Source organism: Nocardia amamiensis NBRC 102102 (genome assembly GCF_001612745.1).
GTDB lineage: Bacteria > Actinomycetota > Actinomycetes > Mycobacteriales > Mycobacteriaceae > Nocardia > Nocardia amamiensis.
This window is the reverse complement of the sequence record NZ_BDBA01000167.1, coordinates 1-8,038: the sequence shown is the minus strand read 5'-3', so window position 1 is coordinate 8,038 and position 8,038 is coordinate 1. Positions and strand designations below refer to the sequence as shown.

The 8,038-nt window shown below is 65.9% G+C and carries 6 protein-coding genes and 1 pseudogene; 5 read left to right on the top strand and 2 right to left on the bottom strand.

Annotated elements, in window-relative coordinates; all coding sequences use genetic code 11:
- On the bottom strand, positions 1–923 hold a 923-nt coding region (locus NA4_RS27165), incomplete at its 3' end, for a hypothetical protein (RefSeq protein WP_067476037.1).
- Positions 924–931: 8 nt separating this feature from the next.
- Positions 932–1,858 carry a metal-dependent hydrolase gene (locus tag NA4_RS27160; protein WP_067476034.1) on the bottom strand — a complete coding sequence of 309 codons (927 nt, stop codon included), beginning with the start codon at positions 1,856–1,858 and terminating at the stop codon, positions 932–934.
- Positions 1,859–2,111: 253 nt separating this feature from the next.
- Here NA4_RS27160 and NA4_RS27155 point away from each other — a divergent pair, with 253 nt between their 5' ends.
- The 5 genes and pseudogenes from NA4_RS27155 to NA4_RS27135 form a co-directional block, all read left to right on the top strand.
- A complete protein-coding gene (locus NA4_RS27155) occupies positions 2,112–2,732 on the top strand; it encodes a TetR/AcrR family transcriptional regulator (protein ID WP_067476031.1) in 621 nt (206 codons plus the stop codon).
- 280 nt (positions 2,733–3,012) lie between these two features.
- Entirely contained in the window at positions 3,013–4,953 is a 1,941-nt protein-coding gene (locus tag NA4_RS27150) for a hypothetical protein (protein WP_157129334.1), read from the top strand.
- Positions 4,954–5,049: 96 nt separating this feature from the next.
- Entirely contained in the window at positions 5,050–6,561 is a 1,512-nt protein-coding gene (locus NA4_RS27145) for an ABC transporter substrate-binding protein (protein WP_218022428.1), read from the top strand.
- 402 nt (positions 6,562–6,963) lie between these two features.
- On the top strand, positions 6,964–7,476 hold the full coding sequence (locus NA4_RS27140; RefSeq protein WP_067476023.1) for a DinB family protein: 513 nt from the start codon (positions 6,964–6,966) through the stop codon (positions 7,474–7,476).
- 331 nt (positions 7,477–7,807) lie between these two features.
- Positions 7,808–8,038 (top strand): annotated as a pseudogene (locus tag NA4_RS27135) (aminoglycoside phosphotransferase family protein); the annotation flags it as partial.

The following is an 8,038-nucleotide window of genomic DNA, read 5'->3' as shown; positions in this document are numbered from 1 at the left end:
TAACACTGGACGAAGCTGTTCGTGTATCGGGGACCATCCGATGTCTCCCGGCGCAGCCGTAACCATTGACGGGCCAGAATCGGAATCGCAACCAGCGTTACGACGACCAGTTCCGCCGCATAGAGGACTCCGCGGACCGTCGTGCTCCCCATTCCGAGGACGGTAGCCGGTAGCGGGAGGACGAACGTGCCCAGCGACGCGAGGATGCCGATCGCGACTGTGCGCCATACCAACTGGAGGCCGGAGAATTGCCGCCCCTGGTCGACATGGCGACCGACGAAGAACTGGACACAGAGCGCCAGCGACATCGGCCACAAAGCGGCGAACACGACCACGCTCGGCAACGGGACCGAATCGAACATGGGTTGGTTGAGCGGGTTCGCGGTCGACCATTCCCACCATCTCAGTTGTGGTCCGAGATGGTCGAAGATCTCGTAGAACGCGTGGTGAACGAAGCCTACGCAGACTGCACCTACGAGCACGCCGTGCTGTCGGAAAACGCCGAGCATTCTGACGATTTCGAAGGCCAGCGTGGCCATCAGCGGGTAGATCGCGACGATGTACAGCGGGAGCCGGCCCCACAGGAACTCCACGGTGAACACGTTGTGCGCGAACATCGTGTCCACGTGGTCTTCGATGCCGAACGCCGCGGGAAAGTACAGCGGTGGTTCGATGATGAACAGGTATGCGGTGGCGCCGAACCACAGCGCCAGGTTGGTGGGATCGCCGTTCCGGCGCAGGCGCACGATGGCGAACACGAGTGCGAGCACCGAACCCAGAACGATGGTGAACTCGAGGACCGGCAGGGTCCAGTTCTCCAACCCCAGCGGGTTGCGGACCTCGACGACTCCCCCCGCCTCCTGACAGGAGAAGCCGAGTGCCGTCGCGAGCTGCTCGAAGGTGGGTGCGCAATGATCGGACATCGACCCTCCTACGATGTGGCCGCGTGGGCGGTGTACCAGTGCGTGACGTCGTAGCCGGCGTCGTAGCGCTCGAACCACACGTCGGCGAGTGCGGGCAGCTTTTCGTGGGCGGGATTGTGTTTCGGCAACTGGCTGCGGACGATTCCGGCCAGTGCGGTCAGCTGCTCGCCGAGCGGTAGATGGTCGAACGCACGGTCCATCGGGCCGTGGTCCTCGGCACTGAGCAGCGGTAACCGCCTGCGCAGGCTCTGCTTACGCCGGTACGACGCGAACATCGACAGCGCATCGATCTTCCGATCTTCCAGTGGGACATGCTTGTTGAACCCTTCGCAGGCGATCCGGATGACCCTCATGACGTGCCGGAATATGGATGGGGCCACGCGCATCCGGTAGAGATCGCTGCCGACAACGGAATCGAAGATGATGAGCGCCGAACTCCGATGCTCCACTTCCTCGACGAAGTGCCAGATGAAAAGTGACGCGACCCGGTCGTCCCCGGGACGGAAGAGGGTCGAATCGTTGTCCAGCATCAGCTTGAACACCGGCGTGAAGGTCGCCTCCAGGTCAGCGGTGTAGGCGAGCCGGTAGTTCAGCGAGGTCTCTCTGGTGATCCGGTCGAACTCGCCGATTACCTCGTCGAGTGTCTCCTGCAACCCTGGGAAGCGCTTGATCAGGGCCTTGACATGCTGGCGGTGTGCGGCCGAGTGCTGTCCTTCCTGACGCATGAACGCATCCGCCTCCTCGGCGACCTCGGCGTCGGTGATCAGCGGCTTGGTTTGCAGAATCATCTTCACGATCATCTTCTCGAAGCCGATCGCCAGGAACGAGACCGCGTTGGCCATGCTCGAGAAGGCCGGATTCGCTGGGTTCCAGAGGAAGGGCACGTCGTAGTCGGCGAACGCGAAACTCATCTTTCGGACATGAAGATCGGTCACTTTTCGATACCTCGTCGTACGGAAGTGGGCCGGTCGGCGCGCCTTGTGAGGGAGGCGCCGAGGCCATGATGGCGCTGATCATACACATGAGCCAGCAAGTGTATGATCAGAATCGTCGTTTTCGCCCGGAAGAGCACGACAGGCGACGGGACGGCCCTGTGGTACCGTCAGGCCCCTGATCCGGGTAGTCGGCGGGCTTTCCCAGGCGGAGGGCCGCGTACGACCGTGATGGTTCGAGCCGAGGAAGCGGGCAGTGGCAGGAAGGCGCGGGTGGGGCGGGAGTCCGCCCGATAACGACGAGGAAGCGTCCCGTCGGATTGTCGCCGCCGCGGTCGAGCTGATCGCGCGAACCGGTGCGGAAATCAGCATCGCCGATGTCGCGGAGTCCCTCGGCGTCATTCGTCAGACGGTGTACCGCTACTTTCCCAGCGCGGACGCTCTGATGAAGGCCGCGGCGATCGCGTCGGTCGATGGGTTTCTCGATCGACTGACCGCCCATGTGCGCGGCATCGAAGACCCGGTCGAAGCGATGACGGAGGGTGTGGTTTACACGCTCACCGAGGTGCGCCGCACGCCGCATCTGGGCATTCTGCTCACCGGCACGTACTCGAACGCCCATACCGACGGGCTCACCTCTCGAGAGGCGCAAAGCTTCGGAATGACGATGATCCGGCGCTTCGACGTCGACTGGGAGCACTACGGATACGACGACGCGGCTCTACATGAGCTCGTCGAGTATGTTCTGCGCACAATGCAGTCGTTCTTCGTCTCTCCGGGTAACCCCCCACGAAGCGACGATGAGCTACGGCGATATCTGCGCCGCTGGATGGGAGCCGCGATCATCGCCCAAATGAAGCCGTCCGCAAGCGTTTAGGCGGTTCGCCAGCCGCCTCGCCCGATGAGGTCCAAGACGGGAGCGGCGATATTCCAGGCGTCGTCCCCGCCGGGATGGTGACGGCCCTCCGGGGCAGCCCGGCAATGCGGAGCGCGCTCGCCATATCCTGGCGGCGGTTCAATCCTTTGGCCCAGCGCCGATCGTGGCTCCTTCGCGGCCCCGGTCGGAGGTTGACGTCGGTTATCACGGATCCGGTTGTCTCGCAGCGGCATCGGCACACCGCTGCTAGAGTCGCGCCCGAGCCCGAGGGAGGTGAGGCTTGGTGATCGTGGGGCGCGGCGAGCTGCTGGAACTGATCGACACGTTGGTGCGGGTTCCGAGGGGGAATGCCGAGGACACCGGAAGACCCGTGCTGGTACTGGAAGGGTACGGCGGGGCTGGGCGGACCACCGTGCTCGAGCAGGTATTGGACCGATGGCAGCGAAAGACCCCGACCGTGCTCGTCCGGCCGTTGGTACGTCCATACGACCAATACAATCCGGCCCGCCCGGTGCTGGCCGCGGCGATGCTCGGTCTGAGCATGGATATGCCCGGCTTCCCCATGGCTTTTCCACGAATCCTGGTGGCCCAGATCGCGATCAACGCGAACTTCGCGGTGGTTCCGGCGACCGAGCATCGGGATCATCTGCGCACCGTCCTGAACCGGTACAGAGACCGCGCGATACTGGTCGGCTTCATCGGTGATCTGGTCGGGCTGGCGGGCACTCAGGCAGCCAACCTGACGTTGCCCGGCGCGAGTGCGATCGCCCCTGCGCTGGCGCAGAATCTGTCGAACCTCGTGGTCGGCCGGCTCACCCGCGGCAGGCTGATCACGAAGATCACCTGGGGTTCTGCCGTGTCCTGGTACGGCCACCAGGATCTGGGCCTGCGGGCCGACGCCGAGGCCGAGTTGATCGAACTCGCGATCAAATCGGCCAGCCGGGACGCCGCCATCCGGCGCGGCGTGGACGACCTGATGATCAGCGCCTTCCTCGCCGACTTGCGGCAGAGCGCGGCGCGAGTCGTGGGGCGACCGTCGAATGTCGTCGTGCTGCTGGACGACGGCGACGCCCCGGCGGCAGTCGCGTTCACCGGAGCGCTGTTGCGAGCGCGCAAGGCGATGGCCGCCGCCGGTTCGCCGCTGGGCGATCCGCTGACGCTCGTCACGGCCAGCTCCGGTGCGCTGGTCGAGGAACTCGCGGGTCAGGTGCCCGCTCCGCCGACCTGGATGCCTGGTCAGCGCTTCGACCCTGGCCCAGGCGCGGCATGGGCGCGGTTGGCGTTGAGCGATCTGTCCGAGTTCGAGGTGAAGACCTTGGCCAAGGACGTCACCTCGATCGAAGCGGACCGCATCGGCGCGGAGGTCTACCGGTTGACCGGCGGCCATGCCGCGGCAACCCGGTACGTGCTGGATCGGATCAAGCAAGAACGGATCAGGCAGGACCCCAGGACGGCCGACGACTTGGACCGGCTGCTGCGCATCGGACGGGCAGCACCGGAGACCTCCGTCCAGCGCCACCTGCTCGGGATGTTCGCTCGCGATCTCCATCCGCGCAAACAGCTCGAGGAGCGGCTGCTTGACGCACTCGTCACGGTGTCAGCGGCACGGACGAAGGGGGAAGCGGGTCACGTGCGGTCTCTGCTGCCGTCCGGGATCGGCGACCGTTCGCCGCTGTTCCAGTCACCGACGCTGTGGACCCGTCCGGACGAGCACGGCGAGCTGCCCGCTTTCGCGCGCCGACTGGGACTACGCGAACTCGCCGAGTCGACGGACACGCGACCCGGTTGGGACCTCGTATTCGAAACGCTGCTCCGCGCGGTCGATCCCGACGACCGCGCGGCGCGGCTGCACTACGCTCGCCTGCTGTACGGCAGCGCCGCCATCGTGGACGAACTGGCCGTCCTGTTGTCGACCTTGCCGGCACGGGACTGGTTGCGGTTGTTCGACCAGATCGTAGCGATCTCCGACCCGCGCAGGCCCGATGCCGTCCTCATCGACGGCGGCGACCACGCGAACAGCAGCAGCGAGCACATCTCGGTCCTGCTCGCGGTGGTGCCCGCGATCGAAACGGATCTGCGCATCACCACCGACGAGCGCAGGGAACTCCTCTGCTCTCGGGTGGCGCACAGCTACGACCGGCTCGCCGACCACGCCACCGACCGAAGTCCGTTTCTCTTGCGCGCCAATGATTATCACGACCGCGCGCGCCGCTTCCGCTGACCCGATCTCGATGAGGAGCCCGCTGTGGAGTCGCGTTACTGGGCAGGCATAGTTCCGAGACGACGCAGGCCCATGCCGCGACGATGGACGGACTGGGTGCGCTCGAGCCTGGTGGTGATCCTGGCCGTGAGTGCCGTGAGCGGTATCGTCGCCCGCGAACCGCTACAGCGGCTGGCCACCTGCAACGACGGATGGCCGAGCACCACGGCGTGGTCGGCCGGTGGTCAGTGCGTCGGATTGTCGGAGGGGCCTTATGCTTTCGGCCTGCCCGCCTTCGACCACGTCATGCGGGCGATCGCCGAGCAGAACCGCACCGCCGCCGACAAATGTCCTGGCACGCCGGTAACCGTGGGTGTGCTGCTGACCATGACCGACCCGTTGGCGGGCGGTCGCGCGGTGCACGAACTGGAAGGCATGGCCGTCGGTCAGCGTCGCGCCAACGACACCGGATGCGTTCATCCGATGCGGCTGGTCGTCGGTAATCTCGGGGACTACGAGCGCGACCGTGACGCGCTGGCGGTGGCGCGGAAACTGGCGGAGCGCGGTGACGTGGTCGCCGTCGCGGGTGTCGGGCTGAGCGACCAGACCACGGCGGAGGTCGCCGACCTGCTTGCCGCCGCGAAGATCCCGATGGTCTCGGATCTGGTCACCGCGGAGGGCTTCGACCAGAACGGCTCCGCGGCCGACGATCCCGATTTCACCCGGTGCGACGAGAACATCACCTACCAGCAAGGTGTCGGGAAGGACTACTTCTATCGGGTCGCCTTCCGGGTGGCCGTGCAGGTTCGCGCTCTCGGCGCCGTGGCGCCGACCCGGCCGGATTTCGTCATGGTCCCCACCGGCGGATCCGACCCGTACACGTGCACGACGCTGCCCTTCCTGCACCGCCAGTACGGTGGCGATCTGCTGGAGGTGAAGTTCGATGCCGAGGAGCCGACCACCGTGTCGCAGACCGCCAGACGTGTCTGCGCGGCGACCAGGCATGTGACGATCGCGTATCTCGCGCGCGGACGCGATCTGGGTCGCTTCCTCTACAGCTTGGATGAGGCGTTCACCAACGGACAGTGCGCGGCCACCTCGATCACTGTGCTGAGCACGTCCGACGGAAACCGGTTGCGCACCAGCGAATCCGATGCCGGTCTGGAGGACCTGCGCGGCAAGGCGCTGAACTCGCCCAGCTTCACCGGTGGACGTGTGCGGCTGCTGTTCACACGCGTCGCGGGCGCCGACGGACCCGAGCAGGGCAATCCGCAGTGGTCCGGTTTCGAAGAGGCTTACGCCGCAGCGGGTTTCGACCTCGCGCACATCGCCGACGGCTGGGCGGTCAATGCCTACGACGCGCTGAGCACCATCGCCACCGCGGTGCGAGCGCTTCCCGCCGGAATGACGGTGCAGCGCACTCAGGTCAATATCACCATCGGCGGCTTCACCGCACCGGTTCTCTCGGTTCCCGGCGCGGGCGGCCCCATCGTCTTCGACAACAGCGGCAACCGCGCGGGTCCCGGACCGGCGGTGGTCCGACTGTGCCCGGCGAGCACTTCCAGCGGCAAGCCGTACGTGCCGACCGTCGAGGTCGAGCCCGGTCAGCCCATCCCCGAGTGCGCGTGATCGAAACGCATCCCAGCGCGTCCCCGTTCCCGGGGTTCCGGTAGTAACCGCCGAAACAACGGATATCGCGTAGTCGCTGGTCAACGCCGCCGTTCGGCTCCTGGGCCCAGCAGCGCGGCCAGGTCGCGCATCGCCTGCGGGGACGGTTTGAAGTAGCGGCGCAGGTTCTCGGCCTTGCGATGCCGCGACTTGGACATCAGCTCGAGCAGGCTGGCCCCGGCCTCTCCGAGGTGGGTCAGGCCTGAATGCCGCAGTTCGTCCAGGTCCCAACCGGTTCCGGGCCCGTCGACGGCAGGGCCGGTCGAGGACTCAGCCGACCTCTCATCACTTGCGTGAGAATGCGCGGTATTGCCGACGTGCGGATGTTCGTCAGCACTCGCGCGAACCCGGCATCATGAACGAGTGGAATCGACGCAACCGACTGAGACGCACCAGCTTGCCGGTGAACGCGAGACGCTCACCAGCGTCCTGGAATTCCATCGAGAAACACTGGCCCGGAAGTGTTCCGGACTCACCGCCGACCAGCTTCGCCTGCGCCCCGTCCAGCCGTCGAGGTTGTCGCTGCTCGGACTCGTCCGCCATCTCACCGATGTCGAACTGGGCTGGTTCACCCGCATCCTGTCCGGCACGGATACCCCGTTCATGTACTGGCACGCCGACACCCCGGACGGCACTGACTTCGACGTCGACGACGCTGACTCGGACGAATCACTCCGGTTGTGGCACAGCGCATGTGCCCGATCCCGCGAGACCGCCGACGCCTGCGAGTCGCTCGACACTTTTGGTGTACATCGGCCAACGGGCGACCGCTACAGCCTGCGCTGGATTCTCACGCACATGATTCAGGAATACGCTCGTCACAACGGGCACGCCGACCTCATCCGGGAGCGGATCGACGGCCAGACCGGCGTATAGGGCCGCGCGCCAACCGCACGGTCCGCCAACATCCGCTCTTGCCGCAACCCGAGCGAATTTGGGTCGTGTTCTGGACATCGTGGAGCATGAGTACTTCATCAGGACTCGACGTCACCTTCGCCGGGGACGATCTCGTACTGCGGCTGGCCAGCGCGGCCTACCTGGCCCGGTTCACCGGCAGCTCTCCTCGCCGCCTACATAGCTTCGGGCGCATAACAACTCAACACGCGCACATGCCGATTACAGGCCATCTTTCGACGCTCACTCGGCGATGCCGACCTGTCACTTGCACGCGAAAAACCCGGCGACGTTGGTGGTCATTCCCGCGATAATGGCCGACGTGGGAGAAGTCGAGGTCGTCGTCGCCCATCACGAGCGCGCGACCCTGCGCGTCGGCGACGTGTTCCTGAAGATCGACGCTGATCAGACGCGCACCGACGTCGAGGTCGATGCGATGGCCATGGCGCCGATCCCGACTCCGGAGGTCCTGTGGCGGAAGCCGCCCGTGCTCGCGCTCGCTGCCCTCCCGGGGACGGCGCTCGGCCGCCTCGGCGAGCCGTCG